This is a genomic window from Klebsiella sp. BIGb0399 (genome assembly GCF_003752615.1).
Lineage (GTDB): Bacteria > Pseudomonadota > Gammaproteobacteria > Enterobacterales > Enterobacteriaceae > Klebsiella > Klebsiella lignicola.
Genome location: NZ_RKHT01000010.1, coordinates 302,159 through 322,043, shown reverse-complemented (window position 1 = coordinate 322,043; position 19,885 = coordinate 302,159). Strand labels below are relative to the sequence as shown.

Here is a 19,885-nt window from a genome sequence, read left to right as displayed (position 1 = left end):
TCAGCATTGCTCCTGATGGGTCAGGAGCGTTTATTTTCTTGCAGCAGGCGTTGTAATGCTTGCGGTGTTAACGGCGGATGAGTTCGGTGCAGCATCGCGTGGCAATTAGGACATACCGGAATGAGATCGGTGTTAGGGTTCAGCTGGTAATCCTGTTTGATCACCGACAGCGGCACCAGATGGTGAACGTGAATAAAGCCTTTGCCAATATTCCCGTATTGTTTTTCCATATCAAGGCCGCACACTTTGCACGTACAACCATGGTAGCGAATTGCGGCCTCCCGGGCGCGACGATCCCTTTCGTAGCGGTTAACCAGGACCTGAGTAGCCGCCCCTTCGACAAAATCAGCCGCCGACCGCCATTCCTCCGGGATGACATATTCCTCAGGCGGGTCATTTTCTTCAGGACCATGAATGATCCGAAACCCTTGCTCGGTCAGCAGTCTGACGCACTTCGATTTAACCCCACCGCTAAAGTCCGCCGGCGTAAATTCCACGCCCGTCATCAGGGTCGCGGCGATACCCACGATGGCTTTTGAGGGATAGCGACGCCCTTCAAATTCCACTTCATACAACCGCGCCGGTTTGAATTGATGCGCGATACCGGCATCGTAAGCGTGGATGGCTTCGAGGATATATTTGCGTGGCAGATGGTCAGGCAGCGTTTTCATAGAGTGAATTAATGTTGTCGAAAGAGGCTTTATTATACGTAAAGCGGCGAGTTACTTTCTAATACATGCATTCAAATTATGAATCAAACGAGACCGACGTTAAGTCTCAGGACTTAGAAGCTTGAACAGGCGGTGGTTTGCGAGCATCATCGCAATTATTTAGCTCACGATCTGACGCGATGCCTTCAAGTAAAACCCTACAATACGCGATTGCCAATATCACAATCTGGCGTAAAGGCGAGCAGCGTGCACCGCATAAGCCGCTGTTGTTACTCCACGTGCTGTCTCAATATCAGCGTGGACACCCGCGGATGTTTGATTACACGTCTGAGATTCGCGATCAACTGCGTAGTCTGCTGGAACGCTTTGGCCCGCAGCGTGCACAATACCGCCCGGATATGCCTTTCTGGCGTTTAAAAGGCGACGGCTTCTGGGAACTTCACAACGCCGAGCTGTGCTCGACAACAGGAAGCGACCAGCCCCCGCCTAAAGAGCTGGAATCCTGTCACGTGGCGGGAGGTTTTGACGAAGCGCATTACTCGCTACTCGCCGCCAACAACAAGCTGATTAACACCCTTGCACATCAGATCCTCGACACCCATTTCCCGGAGAGTATCCAGGAAGAGATCGCCGACGAGATGGGTTTTAGTCTCCAGCAAATCCGTAGGGAACGCGATCCGCAGTTCCGCCAGCAGGTCCTTAGGGCCTATAACTACGAGTGCGCCATCTGCGGCTTCAATATGCGCCACGATAATACTTCCGTTGCGCTGGAAGCGGCCCATATCAAATGGAAGCAGCATGGCGGCCCCTGTGAAACTCCCAACGGCCTGGCGCTGTGCGCCATTCACCATAAGGCGTTTGATAAAGGATCGATTGGCCTGGATGAGCATATGCGGGTCCAGATTTCTCCAGCCGTTAACGGTAGCGGCATCGTCGGGAGGCTGTTCTGGGACTTTGACGGAAAACCGATCGGGCTACCGCAAGGGAGAGATAATTATCCGAAAGAGGGTTTTGTGGAATGGCACAGGAAAGAGGTGTTTAGGGGTTAGTTTAGGTAGGGAAAAGTCAGAGGAAGTAGTGTTGGTGCGAAGGCCGGACTCGAATTTCACACCTAATAGACTGATATCAATGTTATTTAGAAACAGGAATAAATAGCTATACCCGCACTTGTACCCACAAGTTAAAATCCCTACAAAAAATAGACATTGCAAGTGGGTATAAAGCCACACCAGTAGAACACCGATATGGCTATCAAAGCAAGATTCAGGCCGGCAGGAAAGTTTTCTTCAGAGGCACCAAAAGTTTGGTCTCGATATCGACTTGCTCGTAGTTCTCAATAAGCGCACGGACGAGATCATCAAGCGTCCAGAGCGTCAGAGGTATCGTCGAGCGGTCGGCTTCATAGCGAGCATCTTTCGTAAAGCCCCCCGTACTGACATAAAGCCCGCGATCGTCTTTATGGCGACCGCCGATAAAGCTGCGAATCTGCTGACTCCCCATTTGCTCCCTACGATGTTTTACCTCAACGATAATTCGTGGATTTTCAAAACCGAATCCATCGGGTGAAGCAATGATGTCTTTACCCCGATCGGCACCCGCAGGTGAAACCTGCGTTTTATAGCCCATACTGCGTAAAACTCCGGCAACAAGATTTTGCATCTCATCCCAGTCAAGAGAGTTGATACGATCTTTGATACCCTCAAACGCCAGCATTTCCATATCGCGAAGCGGATCAGAAACAACCTCATCTTCATCCATCGCAATTGGATTCTGAGTAATTACATCTGCAGTGGGTTTCTTATCCTGCAAAAGCTCTTCTAGCGCATATTCTGGAAGCTGGAAAACCGTCAGCGTAGAACCCAATGTGTTTTTGGTAGCGACAGACAGCCTATCGCGGTCGATTTCTTGAGTATTCCATTTAACCTGCCGAGCGATCCCCATTCCCTCTTCCACCCATTCAGGATGATATTGGAAGTCGGATGTGACTTTGCCTAGCAAATAAGTACGGTTGGCTGGCGAATAGGTAATAACCCAATCACCCTTTTGGATCTCATTCACAAAACGCCAGACCTGCGATGCACCAGAACGGGCTGTTCCCAGCTTTGTTAAGGGATCTGCCTCCTGGTATAAGGCGAGTAACTGGGCTCGGGACAGGCCGGGTTTGACTAATGGAGCCAGCTGAGACCAACCGATGCCTACAATTTGCTTATCACGAAAATCGTCATAGAGCTTGCCGCCGTCACCGCGGATCATCCACATTCTGTTGCCCATACCCGTCCCTTCATGAGGAAAAGAAATTAAGCTGGATCATAAACTTGTTCGCCGTAGGCGTCAAAACTCTCCAAAACTACTTCGCTAACATTCCTGGGTAGTGTTTAGCGATAATATCATTCATCCTCTCGACCAAATCCAGGCGCTTGAAAGTCAAGTGCGCAGTGCCCTTCTGAAAGTAGCGAATACGGAAGAACTCATCTTCATAAACATCCTTATCCGGGTTATCTCGAATATGCGCCATCAACCGAGTAGTTATATCGCTACGGTTGTCAGGTATTGATTTACCACTCAGTAAAAACAGCATTCGCTCCAAGTCAGCCAACTGATCCCTCCGCCAACCCCAGTTCAGACTAAATCCCCAGCGATTGTGGCTCACCAGATTATTGATGATGATCTTCTTACCAAAGCTGCAGGGACTATTGGTTTTATAATTCCACGACAGGCCTTTGAAGACGTTAATGATCCCGCGCTCAAAGACTTCCATTTTGTTAAGATGTAACAGTTCAAAAGTGCTGAGAATGTTCGCCTCACTGATAGCAGGAAGATCGCCCTCCTCCAAGTTCTTGTGCCACTGGTCGCGAGCCTGTGCATCCATTAAGGCCATCATGCCGGACTTCAGCATCAAATCGCGCCAGATACTACTGTCGATATTGCGGGTGACGGCAGGCATCGCTTTATCTGCCTTCTCAGTCAGCCAACTATCGTAGCGGTGCCCTAGCTTCATCGCCCAGTCTTGCGCTGTACCACCGCCAATTTCTGAGGTTAACCGCGAAATGGCATCAAGCTGTTCAATGAGTTGTTCTATCTGTTTTAGTGCGGAATCGCGTCCAGTGACTACACGTTCGATACTGGTCGAAAGAATGAGCTCATTGTGTTCCGTCAATACGTCGGGTTCTGTTTGCATCGTTAATCGTCCATAAAAGCAAACACGCCTGCCGGAAGTGGCAGGCGCATTATGCGATGAATAAAAAAGGTGGGAAGTTCAGAGGTAAAAATCAGGAACGAAGCTCGAAGAATTCAGGTATTTATTAATCCGGTAGCTCGCCTGGCTCTAAGAATATCGGTGGAGGTCAGGAACGGCGCCTGCTCCAGCCAAGTGAATCCCTTACGGTCAGTACGCACCAGTTCATAACGTTCCACTAGGAAATTCACCGCATCAGCTAGATTTATTCCCGCCTCGATATGTTCTTCGATAGTCGCGTCGTCGTGGAATGGCGTGTCGTTAAGTGTCAGACCGTAATGATGCTCCAGCAGATACGTTAACAGTTGCTGCCACACCTGCACAGGCGACAGACGTGACGAAACCGGCACCATGGCCGGTACAGATGAAATGTGCATAATTTGGGTCCTGATAAAAGAAGAGAGAAGAAGTTATTGGGCGGGATAAACAGTGAGGTAAACGTAGCCACAACTACTAAGGGTATCAGCTATACAAGTTAAACCTGTAAGCTGAATGGTCATCTGATGTTGCTGCTGTGGATTTAGCTCACCGGAACGCAACATATTTTCTAACTGTTCTATAAACAGTGGGAAAGCATTTTCCAGGCTTTGTAGCTGCTCTGGGCTAAAGCTTCCCGTCAAACCAGCCCTGTCAGCCAGGTAATGCAGCCGGTTGCCTTCCTGAACTAATCTTGCGCCAAATCGTGGGGTGATATCGCTTTGTAGCCCCCATTCATGGGATAGTGTGAATGGCATGAAAACCTCCGTTTAAAGCAAACCCTGCTCAGCAAAAGAAACCACTTCATTCCCAACAACCAAATGATCCAACACTCGCACTTCTACCAGTGCTAACGCTTTCACTATCCGCTGAGTAATGTGTTTATCCTGCTGACTGATTTCTGTCGTACCTGACGGATGGTTATGAGCCAAAATGACTGCAGCAGCATTGTGCTTCAGTGCCAATTTAACCACTTCGCGGGGATGAACTTCGGTTTGGCTAAGTGTGCCGGTAAACAGTGTTTCGCATCCCAGCAGGCAGTGCTGATTGTCGAGATACAACACCATAAAAACTTCACGCTCCTGATGAGCCATCTGTAATTGCAGCCAGGTTTTAGTGAAGCTGGTGGAAGTAAATGGCTCACTCGGTTGACGCTGATATTTCTCCACCAGTCGTAACGCCCGACGAATGATGCGTTGCTCTCTTGCAGGAAATACCGGGGATAAATTGAATACAGACATATTTGCTCCTTAAAACAAAAAGCCTCGCCGATCTATTGGCAAGGCCTTAGGGAAGGGATAATAGAAAGGCTCACGAAGCAAGCTGCAGCATATTCTCGGCCATCACCCACAGAGCGCGATTGAGCTTTACATCCCCGTCAATACCTTTGACGGCGCGGGTTTGAGCACGTTTACCTTTCATCGTTCGTCCCGACAGTCCGCCTTTAATCAGGTTCTCCTGAATGCGCTGATAAGTGGTCCACAGGTCATTACTCTCATCCTGCCAGCGCCGCGGGATAAGGATCTGCGATTCCGTCACCGGCTGATGCTCTTCACCAAAGCGATAGGTTAATGCCGCTTTTGCCATTGCTAGTTGGGCCGGTGGGGGAAGTAGCAGCGACTGCATCGCATCTCGCGTCTCTTCAACCCGGTCAAATGTCCCCAGTACCTCATAAGCCCCTTCAATGACTTTCTCCACCACGTTACCCTTATGGGGAACACGTACTTCACCAAAACTCTCACCGCAAATCAGCCCATTTTGGCAAGCCGATCTAAATAGCCCCGGTAGCATCTGGTATGAGCTGGAGCCGTCATGGCTATTAAGCAGAATAATTTCCGGCACCTGCTTGCCAGTGATTTGGCCTTCGCGGCGCAGGCGCAGCATGTGTTTGGTGTGTTCACGCTTACTCTGGTCGCGCACTCGGGTCTGGCAGGCAAAGAACGGCTGGAAGCCTTCACGCTGCAGGTTATCGAGAAGGGTTATAGTCGGGATGTAGGTGTATCGGTCGCTACGTGATTCATGCTTTTCTTCACTAAAGACACTCGGTACGTAATGCGCCAGTTCATCACGGGTTAGCGGACGATCGCGGCGAACCAGGTTGACCGCACCAAAGCGGCTGGCTAATTTCATGATAATTTCCTTAGGTTTTGGGGCATAAAAACAAAAGCCCCTGCTCCGGAAGGAGGCAGGGGCGATATGCAGGTTCAGTGATCGTTGCAGCAGAAGGCGGCTCAGAAGTTGTCCAGGATCCGTAATATCTGCGCCATCAGGACCGTTATCAGCGCGGTCACCAGCAGCGTGGCTGCTTCTCTGGCTGCATCTATGCTGTCGTCATCGTGACCGGCCTGACGAAAGCGGATTTCAATAAACTGTCGGGCCTGCTGACCGCCGTACCAGGTCAGAACCTGACCCAAAGCAGTCACCAGCATTTTCAGAAAAATCATAGGGTTTACTCCGGACTGCCTGACGGCAGTCCGTTGGTGATGTGACGTCTTTTATTGAGGGAGATGAAGCAGAGAGACTACTCAGTTATAGGTGTAGCGCCACGCCCCTTTGTCGGTGGTGACTACCACTTCCGAAGCCACGCACTCATTATAAAAATTCACTTTGACGGACTGACCGTAGCGCAGAGTGATCGGCAGAATGGTTTCCTTGTTAACGGAGGACATAAACTTTTTGTTGTCGATGCGGCAGTTGCCCCGGTTCACGTCAATGTTTTCAACTTTCACACTGTCATCCAGCGAGGTGACCACTACAGTGGCGTAGCGTGTTCCGGCAGGATGAACATAATCACTGGTCTCCACTTTTATTGGAGACGTTGGCTCCGCCAGCGCCGAAGCAGACAGTAAAAACAGTGCGGATATCAACAATTGTTTGATTTTCACAGCGTATTCCTTTTAAGAGAAACGTATCGCCGGGACATGAACATCATCATTCATTACCAGCAATAGACGGTAAAAATAGTTACAAATCAGTGTGATGCCTTTGCCACACAGCCGTGTGTGCCAAACTCTGGCAGCACCTTCGCCGCCCCAGCTAGTGTGAAGGTAGCTGGCTTAACACCTTCGCCGGATACCGAGACTTGTTTGCCGTTACGCAACTGTGTCCAGGCCAGCACCAGGTTATTGCTGCCGAGACGACTGCCAGACTCACTGATATCAATGGCCTCTCCACCGTCAATGCTGACCTGGAGGTTTTTATCCTCATCCATACTGACTTCATGCCCGTTAGCGTCCGTAAATATGACCGTGGCCGGTTGCGAGCCGTAATCCTCACAGGTCAGAGACAGTTGCGACTGACCTTTCCCCTTGATAACAAACTCTGATACGCCTTGGCCCCAACCGCTGGACCAAGTGTCCTTATTTCCGAAAGCCTGCGCCATGACCGGAACCAGGCCACAGACCAGCACCAACGCGCTGAGTGATGAATTGTTCATGAATGTATCCTTTTGTGAGTAAAGCAAATTGCCCTGACGGACGGGAATGCAGGCTCATTCCCTGATGAGCCCGCTGATATACTGATAATGCGGCAGAGCCTGAATGAATCTCGGGTCCTGAAAAATGCGAGTGATATGGCTGTTTCGCACAAAACCGCTGAGGGTCATCACCACATCAGTGATGGCTGAAAGGGTGAACACCTGAATGCGATCTTTCGATACGGCCACCAAGTACCACTCCCCGTCCAGACAGATAAGCCGGTAAGGGGCCACTGCAGACTGCTGATGACCTTGATGCAGAAAGTGAACACGGCGATTACGGATGATGGCCTGAACGATAGCCTGGAAACCACCAAACAACGCAGGTGCCTGACGTGGCGGGGCATTCCAGATAATGCAGGGGGAATCCTGACCACTGTCGAGCAACACCGACAGCAGCCTGGGATCCAGAGTAGGAAAGTAATGCGCCACGCTGGTTATCCGGGCAAAGCGGAGAATGTCGCTGTTGGTGCGAAAGGGACCCCGGGCGTCCAGGAGCCGGAAGCTTCCACGGGAATATTCGATGTCGAGATAACGCAGACGCTCACGCAAGTCGCGCTGAACGGTGCGCTCAGAAACGCCAAACTCCTGAGCCAATTGTCTGACGCTGAGTGATTCGCCCATAAAGAGGCGACTGACCAGGATGGCGAGACGGCTGGCCAACCGATCATAGCGGTGTCCCTGTTCAGACATGTTATGTGCTCCCAGCAGAAAATATTGGTACCAGTCATCTGCTGGCAGTGAAAAATGGATTAGCGGGAAAGACGTTGCTGCCGGAGCCAGGCTACGATGATGCAGGCCGGTATGGTGACCCGGTAAGCCGGACCCGCAATGTCGGAAATCATCCACGCCGAACTGAGCGCAATGGCGACGGGACCGGCAATAACGGACAGTGCTCTGGATGCCACCACCACCGTGCCCCAAGTGGCGACGCCTCCTAGTGAGGTAATGACGCTTGCAGACAGTACGGTGGCAAGCTCCAGTGCAGCCAGCGAGGAGGTACGTATGGCTGCCTGTACTGCCATCAAAATGAGCTGAGGGGTGGGGTTGGTTAGGTCGAGTTGCATATTGCGGGAAAAGGTAGCCAGTTCTTCGGATGTCATCTGGTCCAGGCTTTTCTCCAGCACCTTCATCAGCAGGCACAATTCAATGGTCTCGGTGGTGCTTTTCAGGTTGAAGTTCACATCAAGTTTGTCGCAAACATCACCAAGGATTTCTCGATAGGTCACGCCTTGCCCCAGCCTAATCAAACTTACCAGCGTATTGGCCCCGTAACGCTGAAGTTCAGCCGCTATCAGTTGCCAGTAGCGGCGGTGTTCCGGTGCCAGCAGACGGTATTCCGGGGTGCTGGTCAGGCTCTCTGTCCAGCGGATGTCGCCGTCACGAGGGTCAGTGGTCAGAATAGAAACCAGTAGTTGCAGCTCTTCATTGCTGCACTGGCCCAGCAGGTTTAAATCGGGGTCGTTACGGTAGACAGCCATTAATCTTCCTCAGTCAGTGTGGTGAGAGTTCACACTTTAAGGGGGGCTGTGGCACGGATATGTCTTCTGAAATGGTGAGTTTTTACGCGGATGGAATTGAATGCGACACTGAGTGTCATAGTCCCGTGACAACTACGACTAAAACATACACACTGAGATCGAAAGCTACCGTCATCCATTATGATGATATATTTCTGATTTTATAATGAATTATTGCATTTGTTCGAACAAAGACTGTATAGCCAGATCCATCAGTTCTGATTGGCCCATACTGTGTTTTTTTGATAATTCCTTAAGCATCCTGATGCTTTCTTTGCTCAAGCCGAGAAGTTCGGCAGTCCGTTTTTTATCCGTCTCTTTTCTTTTTTCACGTACCTTCTTTTGTGACCAAGCTTTAGTCAACGAGGTGACTAACTCTTTAAAATTGTCTTCTCTTGTAAGCATATAAAGCTGTGTGATTAATGCGTATTTACTATCACTCTCCGTGAGAGGTTCTAAATCAGCCAGGAACATATTTTTTTTCTTTAAGTAACAAACTGAAAAAGAAACCGACTCTTTGCTTTTCATCAAAGAGGTGACATTGACCTCATGCCTGCATATCTCTTTATCTCTCTTGTAGTTACAGGATAAATGTGAAATCAGAAGATTTATTTCAGTATTTTTGAATGGCAACAAACTTAATAAGGTAAAAATGGATTTATAGCGTTCTTTATGTCCGCCTACGACTCTGGGCAAACAAAATGTATCAGAAACGCATTGAGCTTGCTGCTTACTCCCCACATCACTGTAGAGATGTATATTATCCGCTCTGAGCAGTTTAAACACACCTTTCCATTCGAGCTGCATCAGTTTCCACCAGAAATAGTGGCATGCCTCGATATCATTTTTAAGCCATACAATACAAACATCGGAGAAAGCGTCACCTTCTACATCTTTTACAAGTTTATTTATCTTATCAAAAGGAGATTTTATTTTATCAGAAACGACATCCGAACAAATAAAATCTATTAATTCCGGGGCATTATTGGCTATCTGAGGGAAATTTGAGTTTGCTATCGTTATATTTAGCGATATTAATATGCGCCCGAGCATAGACAATGGAAAGGTTGAAAGATATTCCCTTATCAGCATTGGTTCATTTCCTGACAATTCCTGCGCAGATTTGATTCTCATCCTTTTTATACGCTCATCACTCATGTCCAGTTCCTTCTCTCAAGCCTCCTTTTAGGATAACTTAAGCCAAGATTTTAATGAAGATTTTTCGTGTTAAAAATGATGCCTAATAGAGGAAAAAACAAGGAAAAAACAAGGAAAAAACGTTCCATTCATAGCACGAAATTCCTTTAAATACTGGGGCTGATGGCACTTTAATAGCATAGTCAATCAACTCCCCCATACAACGTTAACTCCAGAGTGACTGAAGGACCAGCCAGGAGCAGATTGATGGTGCATGGCCACCGGATGTACACACTTTACATAGCACAAACTGTCGGATTGGTAATATATACCTGATACATCCTTTCTCTCTGTTACGCTTAAAGCTATGGGTTACCTTCATAACCCTTTTGTAATCAGAAATGATTTAATCCAGATAGGTTGAAACATCAAATCTCAGTTTTAATTACCTGAAGCATTATTTTTAAGAGTGTTTTTTTACAGCTCCAGTCATTGATGTGAAAAACAAACCACTGGAGATTCCATAATGAATTACACCTCTAATCCTTTCTGGCAACAACGTATTACCGACACCTTACTGAACGCCCTTAAGGCTTATCCGCGAGTATTAATGCTGAGGGTTGATCTACGACTACCCAATGCTCCTGCATCTACAGATGCTGCTGTTATTTCACGATTTATAGACTCTCTGAAAGTAAAGATTACAGTATACCTGCTTCGTAAACACCGCGAGGGCAACCGAAAACGCATGACCGACCTGCGTTATATCTGGGCAAGGGAATATGGAGAACGCAACGGTAAAAAGCACTACCACGTGGTGTTGTTGCTTAATCGCGAAGTCTGGTGTTCCGCAGGTAACTATAACGATCCGGCTTCACTGGCAGGGTTAATCAAACAGGCGTGGTGTAGCGCCTTACGGGTGGGTACTTCGGAGTATGCAACGCTGGCACACTTTCCGGAAAGCCCGGTGTACTGGATTGACCGCGGGAATAATGAGCAACTACGGGAAGCATTATTAAGGGCTTCATATCTTGCAAAGGACCATACCAAAGTTACTGGTGATGGCGAGCGTAATTTTGGATGCAGCCAGCGCTGATATCCCCGTCAAGATTCGCCCCAGCCTATCGGGGCCGATATGGCTCTCAGGTATTTTTTTACTGGCAATCCCTATCCTCTGAAGGAGTACTGGCGTGCAATAGAACTCAACCACACCGGACTCCTCCCATCATTAATTTTCAGAGGGAGAGATTCCATGGCTACTACCAATAACCCAGTCCTTTGCGCTGAAGACCCGCTTATCGATATGAGCTTTATCACGACGTATACCGGTATGACAGATAAGTGGTTCTACAAACTGATTGGGGACGGTCAGTTCCCGAAACCCATCAAACTGGGGCGCAGTTCCCGCTGGCGTAAAAGTGAGGTGGAGAGCTGGATGCAGCAACGTATTGCTGACTCGCGGCGGATAGAAAAATTATGAAACGTACTACGGTGACCCTGATCCCGAATATCATCCAGTCGTAATCAGGAATAACCGGCTTCATGTTGGCTGCATATTCTGCCAACCGGCAGGCTTCTCAGCGAATTCGGATGGCGTCATCCAGCCCAGTGCAGAATGGGGACGCCTCTGGTTATAGTGTATGCACCAGGCCTCGATTTTGCACCGTGCGTCCTCCAGAGACACTAACCAGTTCTCGTTCAGACATTCCTGTCGCAGCTTGCCATTGAACGACTCCACTGTGGCATTGTCCGTTGGTGTTCCCGGTCGAGAAAAATCGATACGGCTCCCTCGTTCATACACCCATTTATCCAGCATTTTCCCTGCAAATTCAGAGTCGTTATCGGTTTTCAGCAATTGTGGTAAGGGACGTCTGAGCGTAATGGTGTTCAGCATCTCTGCGACCTCCGTTGAGCGCAGATTCGGGCCCACGCAGATCCCCAGACATTCGCGTGTGTAGAGATCAATGACTGTCAGCAGACGTAACCGATGCCCGTCAAATAAGGCGTCAGAGACAAAGACATGATTCGGATACAGCCCCTGGAGCTGGGGCTGGGGCTGTCGGCGCTGTGCCGATTTATTCCGGCGTGGGCGTTTGAGACGCAGGGACAGCCCCTGCTCGCTGTAGAGTCGGTAAATGCGTTTATGATTATCCCGCCAGCCCTCCCGCCGGAGCATGACGTGAACCCTGCGGTAGCCATAGTGACCCCGGGTTTCAGTGATCTTCCTGATACGGAGGCGCAGCGCACTGTCGTCTGCTGCCACAGAACGGTAGCGGAAAGAGCTACGGCTGACCCGTAGCGCAAAAAAGACCTGCCTCTCACTGGCTCCGTAGCGTGCCTGCAGGTCCCGGCCCCATTCGCGCAGACGCGCCAGTGCCAGGTCTTTTTTGCCAGCACATCCTGCAGCATGGTTTTGTCGAGGCTCAGATCGGCAACCAGCTTCTTCAACCTTAGATTCTCTTCCTCAAGCTGCCGCATGTGTTTCAGCTCCGAAGGCGAAATCCCGCCGCATTTCTTGCGCCATGTATAGAATGTGGCATCGGAAATACCCAGCTTATGGCAGACCTCCAGCACGGACGTCCCCAGTTCAGCCTGCTTCAGGGCAAAAACAATCTGCTCTTCGGTGAATCGTGATTTTTTCATCGGCACCACCTCCGTTCAGGGAGTGTAGATCATGCCGGCATTCTGTTTCTGAATGGCGCAGGATTTCGGGCCAGGGTCACATAACCTATTGTTATATTTGTTATAATTTTAAACTAAATTCATATTGATGTGCCTTTCGAGGGGGCAGACTTCAGCTAGCAAGAAAAAAATGAGCAGCAGATTCAAAGCCAAGACAGTGATATTATTAGACAAAACCCTTACCACATTATACTGAAATCAACACAACAGGAATATTCTCATTCCACGTTCGTAGCGAATATTTTGCTGTCTGCATACACGGTGGCAACCTCCGAACTTTGTGTGAGTTGAAAAATCCCAAGATTTCAGCCCCAGTGGTGAAAGCATTAAGTAAAAGGAACGAACAAGATGGCACTGACTGGTTCAAACAATACTAGTAAAGGCGGAGACCTTGGCTTCGAGGCTGAGCTCTTCAAAACCGCCGATAAACTTCGCGGCAACATGGAGCCATCGGACTACAAACATGTTGCTCTCGGACTTATTTTCCTCAAATACATCTCAGATGCCTTTGAAGCGAAGCGCCAAGCTCTGTTGAATGAAGATGCTCTGGCCGCCGAGGATAAAGACGAATATCTCGCCGATAATGTATTCTGGGTACCGAAAGAGTCACGTTGGTCACACCTGCAGGCTAGCGCCAAGCTCCCCATTATCGGTTCACTAATTGATGACGCGATGCGTGCCATTGAGACAGATAATGAATCGCTTAAAGGTGTGCTACCTAAAGACTACTCACGACCAGCTTTGAATAAAGTGATGTTAGGAGAGCTTATCGACCTTATCTCCGGTATTGCCCTCAACGAAGAGGGTAGCCGCTCCAAAGATATTCTAGGTCGCGTGTATGAGTATTTCCTAGGCCAATTTGCCGGTGCTGAAGGCAAGCGAGGTGGTGAGTTTTACACTCCTCGTTCGGTTGTGCGAGTGCTTGTAGAAATGCTTGAACCCTACTTTGGTCGCATTTACGATCCTTGCTGTGGCTCTGGCGGCATGTTCGTCCAATCGGAAAAATTTGTGCAGGAGCACGGAGGCCGTATAGGTGACATTGCTATTTATGGGCAAGAGTCAAATTACACTACATGGCGTTTAGCCAAGATGAACCTAGCAGTGCGGGGCATTGATTCCGACATTCGATGGAATAATGAAGGTAGCTTCCATAAGGATGAACTCCGTGATCTGAAGGCAAATTTTATTTTAGCTAACCCACCTTTTAATGTCTCAGATTGGGGTGGAGATCGCTTACGTGAAGACGTGCGCTGGAAGTTCGGTATCCCCCCTGTGAGTAATGCCAACTACGCTTGGTTACAGCATATCTACCATCATCTTGCCCCAAACGGCCACGCTGGGATAGTGCTGGCAAACGGCTCCATGAGCTCCAACCAATCCGGTGAGGGGGAAATTCGTAAAGCAATGCTTGAAGCCGATGCTGTAGATTGCATGGTAGCATTGCCCGGACAACTTTTTTACTCTACACAAATTCCCGCTTGCCTTTGGTTTCTAGCTCGCAATAAAAATCCCATGAATGGTCATGCAGGCGGACAACGCGACCGCCGTGGGCAAGTTTTATTCATTGATGCTCGTAAATTAGGTGTATTGATAGACCGTACCAGACGTGAGTTCACTGACGACGAAATACAGAAAATTGCAGATACATATCACGCCTGGCGTGGGGAAGATGGAGCTGGCGAATATGCTGACATGGCTGGATTTTGCAAATCAGTCACACTTGAAGAGATCCGCAAACACGATTATCTACTGACTCCAGGACGCTACGTTGGCGCAGCAGAGCAAGAAGATGATGATGAACCCTTCGCGGAAAAAATGGCTCGTCTATCAAAGCAATGGCATGAGCAACGCGATAGTGCAGTTAAGCTAGATACCAAGATTGAGGCGAATTTGAGAGGGCTTGGGTATGGAGACTGAATGGAAACAAATCCATCTAGGGGAGGTTTGTCTTAAAATTGGTAGCGGTGCAACGCCTCGTGGAGGCAAGGAATCTTACAGAGGTGGCAATACTGCTCTAATACGTAGCCAAAATATATACAACGATCGATTTTCCCGTGAAGGCCTCGTATATATCGACGACTCTCAAGCATGGGAATTGCGCAATGTCATTGTCGAGGAAGGTGATGTTCTTCTCAACATTACTGGAGATTCAGTAGCACGTTGTTGTCAGGTTGATCAAACAGTTTTGCCAGCACGAGTAAATCAGCATGTTGCAATTATTCGTCCACAGCCGGATATGCTTGATAAGCGTTTTTTACGCTACGTTTTGATTAGCCCATTAATGCAAGAACATTTGTTGGCTTTAGCCTCTGCTGGGGCAACGAGAAATGCCCTTACAAAAGCGATGATAGAGTCGCTGGTTCTCCGAGTTCCAGGACTCGACCAGCAGCGTGCTATTGGAGATACTCTTGGCACTCTGGACGATAAAATTGCTCTAAATCGACGGATGAACAAATTACTAGAAGAGATGGCTAGTGCTTTGTTTAAAGCGTGGTTTGTAGATTTCGAGCCAGTCAGGGCTAAAATGGAAGGCCGCTGGCAGAAGGGGCAATCATTACCTGGACTACCTGCTGACCTCTATGACATTTTCCCAGATCGGCTCGTTGAATTAGAGTTAGGGGAAATTCCCGAAGGCTGGAGATGGATACCAGCAAACGAAATTATCGACTTCAACCCCAGTGAGCCTCTTCGTAGAGGAACAGAGGCTCCTTATTTAGAAATGTCCTCATTACCTACTGATGGATGCTGGCCTGCCCCTCCTGTCATCCGACAATTTGGCAGCGGTATGCGTTTTCGCAATGGCGACACATTGCTCGCTAGAATTACTCCATGCCTTGAAAACGGTAAAACTGCATTTATTCAATGTTTACCAGACAAGTCGATAGGTTGGGGTTCAACTGAATATATAGTGATGCGTACAAAGTATCCTGTACCTGCTGAATTTGGGTATTTGCTCGCAAGAGACAACAATTTTCGTGAACAAGCCATTCGGAATATGACAGGTACGTCTGGCCGTCAGCGCGTTCAAGCTAGTTCGGTGGCTTCATTCAAATTAGCATCACCATCAAACGAGAATATATGGAAAGCTTTCTCTAATATAGTTACCCTTCAATTCAACAGTATTAAGGCCAATGCTCAGGAGAGCGAAACGCTAGCTAACCTGCGTGATACATTGCTTCCCAAGCTGATATCTGGAGACCTGTGCGCGCCAAATGGCAGTGATCTTTTTGGAGCCGCGATATGACTCTAGATTGGTGTCCCGGAATTCGGGAAGCTTGCGCGCATTGGCGCCAAGCTCCAATGCTACAGCAAACCTTTGAGGCGCTTGAACGTAACCTCGAGCAGGATAACGATGCATGCATTGACTGTGCCAAAACCGTCGTTGAAACCGTATGTCAAGTTATCGTGGAAAACTTCCACACACCTCAGGCTCCCCTCAAGCCGGTGCAGGAAACACCTTCATTGTCTGATTGGCTAACTGCGGCTATTCGGGCTTTAAAACTTGGTGACATACGTGATGATCAGTTCAGAAAATTAGTTTCCAGTCACCATAAGCTTGCCCATGCCCTAAACGACCTACGCAATAAAGCGGGTCCAGTTAGTCATGGAAAAGATCCATATTTAGAAAGGCTCGCAGTACATCATCGGCGTACAGCAGTTTTAGCTGCTGATGCTATTGTAGCCTTTTTGCACAAAGCTTATTTGGACACTAAGTTAGACCCCATAAGTTCACGAGAACCTTGGGAACGATTCAATGAAGATAACTCTTTGATTGATAGATATATAGGTTTAGAAGTGGAAGCCGGTGAAGGTGATACCACCATCTTGCGTTTTTTACTACCCGGTAGTGATGAGTTATCAATTAATATTGAAGTTAGCCGGTTACTCTATCAACTGGATCGTGATGCCTATGTCGAAGCATTGAATGCTGCTCGTGGGGTGCAAGTCTCAGCGATTGAACTTGAGGAAGAAAAGGGAGAATAGTAATGGCATTTCTATCTGAAGCTGCCGTAGAGCAAGCTCTGCTCGAACAGTTTCTTACCCTTGGCTACAGCATCCAACGAGAAGAAGATATTGGTCCTGATGGGCATCACCCTGAGCGTGAGAGCCATCATGAGGTTGTGCTTAAAAAACGGCTTGTGGAATCCGTTGCTCGCCTAAATCCCAGCCTACCAGAGGATGCCAGACAGGATGCCATACGCCAAGTAATACAGACAGAGCTTCCTTCCTTGCTCGAAGAAAACCGTCGTCTTCACAAGCTAATGATAGAAGGTGTGGATGTTGAGTATTACGCGGACGATGGAACACTGACCGCTGGTAAGGTTAAGCTTATTGATGTTGAATTTCCCGAGCTTAATGACTGGTTGGCAGTTAATCAGTTTGTAGTTATTGCAGGTAATTATAAACGACGGCCAGATGTAGTTGTATTCGTTAATGGTTTACCACTCGCAGTAATTGAGCTAAAAGCCCCAGGTAGTTCTACAGCTAATTTAGCTAGTGCATTTAATCAACTTCAAACCTATAAAAATCAAATACCTGGATTATTTAACACTAATGCATTGTTAGTTGTATCTGACGGTGTTGCTGCGCGGGTAGGATCGCTATCTGCCAATCTTGAAAGATTTATGCCATGGCGGACAACTGATGGTAAGAATGTGACTCCGAAAGGTTTGCCAGAGCTTGCTATCTTAATAGAAGGTGTTTTTGAACATAAACGACTGCTTGAGCTTTTATATTACTTTACGGTATTCGGTGAAACTGGGTCAGGACTCTCAAAAATCATTGCCGGCTATCATCAATTTCATGCAGTAAATCGTGCTGTCGAATCTACTATTCGAGCCTCTAGGGAAGGCACAGCAGATGGTCAAAGTTTAGTTAATCCACAGTCCCAAGGGGATAAACGAGCTGGCGTTATATGGCACACGCAAGGCTCAGGAAAAAGTCTACTAATGGCTTTCTATGCTGGTCAGTTGGTTAAGCATCCTGCAATGGCAAACCCAACATTGGTAGTACTTACTGATAGAAATGACTTAGACGATCAGTTGTTTACAACCTTTTCAATGTGCCGTGATCTTATTAGGCAAACACCTGTTCAAGCCAGTAGCCGCGAAGACTTACAAAAACTCTTAAATCGTGCATCGGGCGGCGTGATTTTCACTACATTGCAAAAATTTGGTGAGATTGCTGAACCACTCACTATACGGCGTAATGTAGTAGTTATAGCCGATGAGGCTCATCGCAGTCAGTATGGATTTAGAGCGAAAGTCGATACAAAGACCGGTGAAATCTCTTATGGCTTCGCTAAATACATGCGCGATGCATTACCCAATGCATCTTTTATTGGTTTTACAGGTACACCAATCGAGGCCGATGACATAAATACTCCGGCGGTATTTGGTCATTATATAGATGTTTATGATATCAGCCGTGCAGTAGAAGATGGTGCTACCGTCCCTATTTACTACGAATCCCGACTGGCTCGTATTGAGCTTGACGAAGATGAAAAACCAAATATTGATACCGAGGTTAACGAACTGACCGAGGACGATTCCGAAATTGATCAAGAGCGTTTCAAGCAAAAATGGGCAACTGTTGAAGCGCTGGTGGGCAGCAAAAAACGCTTAGCACTTGTTGCGCAGGATATGGTTGCCCATTTTGAAGACCGTGTCGCTGCTCTGGAAGGAAAAGCAATGGTAGTTTGTATGAGCCGACGTATATGTATTGCTTTGTATGATGAGCTTATTAAGTTACGTCCCGATTGGCACAGCAATGATGATAATGCAGGCAGTGTGAAGATTGTCATGACTGGCTCTGCGAGCGATCCGCATGATTGGCAGCCACACATCGGCAATAAAAAACGTCGTGATTTGCTTGCTAAGCGTGCCCGCGATCCAAAAGACCCACTTAAGCTAGTAATAGTTCGCGATATGTGGCTGACTGGTTTTGACGCTCCCTGCATGCACACGATGTATGTGGATAAACCAATGAAAGGACACGGTCTGATGCAGGCTATCGCACGCGTAAACCGAGTGTTCCGTGACAAGCCTGCTGGACTAATTGTTGATTATATCGGTATTGCGCAAAATCTAAAATCGGCATTGCAACGATACTCTAAGAGTGACCAAGACAATACCGGAATTGACGAAGCACAGGCAATAGCTGTAATGATAGAGAAGTACGAAATCGTACGTGACATGTTCCATGGTTTCGACTACGCCTCTGCTATGTCAGGAACACCACAACAACGATTAGCAATGATGGCTGGTGCTATCGAGTGGATTCTCAATTTGCAACAGAATCTTTCTGCAAAAGAGAATTCAAAAGAAGCGAAAAGAAATGCTCATCGCCGTTACCAAGATGCTGTGTTAGCACTATCAAAAGCCTTCGCTTTGGCCTCTGCCTCTGATGAAGCTCGTGAAATTCGAGAAGAAGTTGGTTTCTTCCAAGCGATTCGCGCCGCATTAGTCAAAAGTAGCTCCGGTTCGGGTATTACCCAACAAGAACGAGAGTTGGCTATCCAGCAAATCGTTAGCCGCGCAGTAATTTCGACCGAGATTGTAGATATTTTAGGGGCTGTGGGTATTAAAAGCCCAGATATATCCATACTCTCGGATGAATTCCTAGCTGAAGTTCAGCAGATGGAGAAAAAAAATCTTGCTCTGGAAGCTTTACGCAAGCTGCTTAATGATGGAATTCGCTCACGTAGCAAAGCCAATGTGGTACAAACCAAGGCCTTCTCTGAACGTCTTGAAGAAGCTGTAGCTCGCTATCATGCAAATGCCATCACTACGGCTGAAGTATTGCAAGAACTTATCCGCCTCGCAAAAGATATCCGTGCCGCCCGTCAAAGGGGCGAAGAATCGGGGTTGTCTGATGAAGAGATAGCCTTCTACGACGCTCTGGCTGAAAATGAAAATGCGGTACAACTGATGGGTGATGACAAACTTCGAATCATCGCTCATGAACTACTTATAAATTTACGAGCAAATGTATCGGTTGACTGGGCGCGTCGTGACTCTGCTCGTGCGCGCATGAGGGTGCTGGTAAAGCGTATTCTACGTAAATATGGATATCCACCTGACCTTCAGGACATGGCCGTACAAACTGTTTTGCAGCAGGCCGAGGCCCTATCATCCAGGTGGTCAGTGGGGGAGTCTGATAGAGCCGGAAGCTCAATTTAACAAAATGC

The 19,885-nt window shown here is 47.9% G+C and carries 21 protein-coding genes; 7 read left to right on the top strand and 14 right to left on the bottom strand.

Going from position 1 to position 19,885, the window contains the following annotated elements; all coding sequences use genetic code 11:
• Nucleotides 1–20: 20 nt before the first annotated feature.
• Nucleotides 21–671: an HNH endonuclease gene (locus EDF82_RS23970; RefSeq protein ID WP_123757952.1), complete on the bottom strand. Its 651-nt coding sequence runs from the start codon at nucleotides 669–671 to the stop codon at nucleotides 21–23.
• Between the two features lie 179 nt (nucleotides 672–850).
• Between EDF82_RS23970 and EDF82_RS23965 the strand changes: the two genes are divergently transcribed.
• On the top strand, nucleotides 851–1,720 hold the full coding sequence (locus tag EDF82_RS23965) for a phosphorothioated DNA-binding restriction endonuclease (protein ID WP_123757951.1): 870 nt from the start codon (nucleotides 851–853) through the stop codon (nucleotides 1,718–1,720).
• A gap of 214 nt (nucleotides 1,721–1,934) precedes the next feature.
• Here the strand turns inward: EDF82_RS23965 and EDF82_RS23960 are convergent, their stop codons facing one another.
• From EDF82_RS23960 to EDF82_RS23905, 12 genes are all read right to left on the bottom strand, one after another.
• Nucleotides 1,935–2,942, bottom strand: a complete 1,008-nt coding sequence (locus EDF82_RS23960) for a restriction endonuclease (protein WP_004108748.1) — start codon at nucleotides 2,940–2,942, stop codon at nucleotides 1,935–1,937.
• Nucleotides 2,943–3,018: 76 nt separating this feature from the next.
• Entirely contained in the window at nucleotides 3,019–3,849 is an 831-nt protein-coding gene (locus tag EDF82_RS23955; protein ID WP_049265507.1) for a DUF4942 domain-containing protein, read from the bottom strand.
• A 113-nt stretch (nucleotides 3,850–3,962) separates the two neighbouring features.
• Nucleotides 3,963–4,283, bottom strand: coding sequence for a TA system toxin CbtA family protein (locus EDF82_RS23950; RefSeq protein ID WP_049265506.1), 321 nt, complete (start codon nucleotides 4,281–4,283; stop codon nucleotides 3,963–3,965).
• Nucleotides 4,284–4,316: 33 nt separating this feature from the next.
• Entirely contained in the window at nucleotides 4,317–4,640 is a 324-nt protein-coding gene (locus EDF82_RS23945) for a type IV toxin-antitoxin system YeeU family antitoxin (RefSeq protein WP_046881888.1), read from the bottom strand.
• A gap of 12 nt (nucleotides 4,641–4,652) precedes the next feature.
• Entirely contained in the window at nucleotides 4,653–5,123 is a 471-nt protein-coding gene (gene radC / locus EDF82_RS23940) for a DNA repair protein RadC (protein WP_049265504.1), read from the bottom strand.
• A gap of 70 nt (nucleotides 5,124–5,193) precedes the next feature.
• Entirely contained in the window at nucleotides 5,194–6,015 is an 822-nt protein-coding gene (locus EDF82_RS23935) for a DUF932 domain-containing protein (protein ID WP_123757950.1), read from the bottom strand.
• Between the two features lie 98 nt (nucleotides 6,016–6,113).
• Nucleotides 6,114–6,326 carry a hypothetical protein gene (locus EDF82_RS23930; protein ID WP_100684820.1) on the bottom strand — a complete coding sequence of 71 codons (213 nt, stop codon included), beginning with the start codon at nucleotides 6,324–6,326 and terminating at the stop codon, nucleotides 6,114–6,116.
• Nucleotides 6,327–6,407: 81 nt separating this feature from the next.
• On the bottom strand, nucleotides 6,408–6,767 hold the full coding sequence (locus tag EDF82_RS23925; RefSeq protein ID WP_046881884.1) for a hypothetical protein: 360 nt from the start codon (nucleotides 6,765–6,767) through the stop codon (nucleotides 6,408–6,410).
• Nucleotides 6,768–6,853: 86 nt separating this feature from the next.
• Nucleotides 6,854–7,318: a hypothetical protein gene (locus EDF82_RS23920; RefSeq protein WP_123757949.1), complete on the bottom strand. Its 465-nt coding sequence runs from the start codon at nucleotides 7,316–7,318 to the stop codon at nucleotides 6,854–6,856.
• A gap of 54 nt (nucleotides 7,319–7,372) precedes the next feature.
• Nucleotides 7,373–8,050, bottom strand: coding sequence for a YafY family protein (locus tag EDF82_RS23915; protein ID WP_049141562.1), 678 nt, complete (start codon nucleotides 8,048–8,050; stop codon nucleotides 7,373–7,375).
• Nucleotides 8,051–8,109: 59 nt separating this feature from the next.
• Complete coding sequence (locus tag EDF82_RS23910) at nucleotides 8,110–8,838, bottom strand: DUF3944 domain-containing protein (RefSeq protein WP_100684822.1); 729 nt, start codon at nucleotides 8,836–8,838, stop codon at nucleotides 8,110–8,112.
• Between the two features lie 210 nt (nucleotides 8,839–9,048).
• The gene (locus EDF82_RS23905; RefSeq protein WP_123757948.1) at nucleotides 9,049–10,035 is read right to left on the bottom strand and encodes a hypothetical protein; all 987 of its coding nucleotides are present in this window, start codon (nucleotides 10,033–10,035) and stop codon (nucleotides 9,049–9,051) included.
• Between the two features lie 505 nt (nucleotides 10,036–10,540).
• Here EDF82_RS23905 and EDF82_RS23900 point away from each other — a divergent pair.
• Both EDF82_RS23900 and EDF82_RS23895 read left to right on the top strand, forming a co-directional pair.
• On the top strand, nucleotides 10,541–11,110 hold the full coding sequence (locus EDF82_RS23900) for an inovirus Gp2 family protein (RefSeq protein ID WP_100684824.1): 570 nt from the start codon (nucleotides 10,541–10,543) through the stop codon (nucleotides 11,108–11,110).
• A 156-nt stretch (nucleotides 11,111–11,266) separates the two neighbouring features.
• Nucleotides 11,267–11,494, top strand: a complete 228-nt coding sequence (locus EDF82_RS23895) for an AlpA family transcriptional regulator (RefSeq protein WP_100684825.1) — start codon at nucleotides 11,267–11,269, stop codon at nucleotides 11,492–11,494.
• Nucleotides 11,495–11,554: 60 nt separating this feature from the next.
• On the opposite strand, the gene EDF82_RS23890 is transcribed toward EDF82_RS23895, so the two are convergent.
• Nucleotides 11,555–12,657 (bottom strand): IS3 family transposase gene (locus EDF82_RS23890; protein WP_123757947.1). Its coding sequence is split into 2 segments (ribosomal slippage): nucleotides 11,555–12,396 and nucleotides 12,396–12,657, totalling 1,104 coding nucleotides; the frame shifts between segments, so codons are not numbered across the junction.
• Nucleotides 12,658–13,044: 387 nt separating this feature from the next.
• On the opposite strand from EDF82_RS23890, the gene EDF82_RS23885 reads away from it, so the two are divergent.
• The 4 genes from EDF82_RS23885 to EDF82_RS23870 are packed head-to-tail and all read left to right on the top strand — an operon-like array spanning nucleotide 13,045 to nucleotide 19,877.
• Complete coding sequence (locus EDF82_RS23885) at nucleotides 13,045–14,613, top strand: class I SAM-dependent DNA methyltransferase (RefSeq protein WP_100684826.1); 1,569 nt, start codon at nucleotides 13,045–13,047, stop codon at nucleotides 14,611–14,613.
• Entirely contained in the window at nucleotides 14,603–15,940 is a 1,338-nt protein-coding gene (locus EDF82_RS23880) for a restriction endonuclease subunit S (protein WP_123757946.1), read from the top strand. Before EDF82_RS23885 ends, EDF82_RS23880 begins: the two co-directional genes overlap by 11 nt.
• The gene (locus tag EDF82_RS23875) at nucleotides 15,937–16,680 is read left to right on the top strand and encodes an abortive infection family protein (protein ID WP_049267265.1); all 744 of its coding nucleotides are present in this window, start codon (nucleotides 15,937–15,939) and stop codon (nucleotides 16,678–16,680) included. The genes EDF82_RS23880 and EDF82_RS23875 overlap by 4 nt, the downstream gene beginning before the upstream one ends.
• 2 nt (nucleotides 16,681–16,682) lie before the next feature.
• The gene (locus EDF82_RS23870; protein ID WP_123757945.1) at nucleotides 16,683–19,877 is read left to right on the top strand and encodes a type I restriction endonuclease subunit R; all 3,195 of its coding nucleotides are present in this window, start codon (nucleotides 16,683–16,685) and stop codon (nucleotides 19,875–19,877) included.
• Nucleotides 19,878–19,885 lie beyond the last annotated feature (8 nt).